At 51.9% G+C, this 1,172-nt stretch carries 1 rRNA gene (running past one end of the window); it reads left to right on the forward strand.

The features are described 5' to 3' along the window. Positions 1-1,172: ribosomal RNA gene (locus ACQKMP_RS30505) — 23S ribosomal RNA — on the forward strand (its annotated part continues 1,437 nt past the right edge of the window); the annotation flags it as partial.

Consider the following 1,172-nt stretch of genomic DNA (forward strand, 5'->3'; position numbering starts at 1 on the left):
CCTAAACTGTGTTCTCTCCGAGACGGATCCCGAGTAGTGCGGGGCACGTGAAACCCCGTATGAATCCAGCAGGACCATCTGCTAAGGCTAAATACTACCTGGCGACCGATAGTGAAACAGTACCGTGAGGGAAAGGTGAAAAGCACCCCGGAAGGGGAGTGAAATAGAACCTGAAACCGTGTGCTTACAAAAAGTCAGAGCCCTATCTATGGGTGATGGCGTGCCTTTTGTAGAATGAACCGGCGAGTTACGTTTAACATGCAAGGTTAAGTCGAGAAGACGGAGCCGCAGCGAAAGCGAGTCTGAATAGGGCGATTTAGTATGTGGACGTAGACCCGAAACCGTGTGATCTACCCCTGTCCAGGGTGAAGGTGCGGTAACACGCACTGGAGGCCCGAACCCACGCATGTTGAAAAATGCGGGGATGAGGTGGGGGTAGCGGAGAAATTCCAATCGAACTCGGAGATAGCTGGTTCTCCCCGAAATAGCTTTAGGGCTAGCCTCGGTATAAGAGTAGTGGAGGTAGAGCACTGATTGGGTGCGGGGTCCGCAAGGATTACCAAGCTCAGTCAAACTCCGAATGCCATATACTTATTGCCGGGAGTCAGACAGTGAGTGCTAAGATCCATTGTCAAAAGGGAAACAGCCCAGACCATCAGCTAAGGTCCCCAAGTGTGTGTTAAGTGGGAAAGGATGTGGAGTTGCACAGACAACCAGGATGTTGGCTTAGAAGCAGCCACCATTGAAAGAGTGCGTAATAGCTCACTGGTCGAGTGACTCTGCGCCGAAAATGTAACGGGGCTAAACACACCACCGAAGCTATGGCTAGATACGTATGTATCTGGGGTAGGGGAGCGTTGTATGTGGGTTGAAGGTGTACCGTAAGGAGCGCTGGACAGCATACAAGTGAGAATGCCGGTATGAGTAACGAAAAGATCAGTGAGAATCTGATCCGCCGAAAGCCCAAGGTTTCCTGAGGAAGGCTCGTCCGCTCAGGGTAAGTCGGGACCTAAGGCGAGGCCGAAAGGCGTAGTCGAAGGACAACAGTTTGAAATTACTGTACCACCGTAATCCGCTATGAGCGATGGGGTGACGCAGGAGGGTAGTGACGCGGACTGATGGATATGTCCGTCTAAGCAGTGAGGCTGATGTGTAGGCAAATCCGCACATCA

This window comes from Paenibacillus sp. NPDC101420, from assembly GCF_050277435.1.
Lineage (GTDB): Bacteria > Bacillota > Bacilli > Paenibacillales > Paenibacillaceae > Paenibacillus_AQ.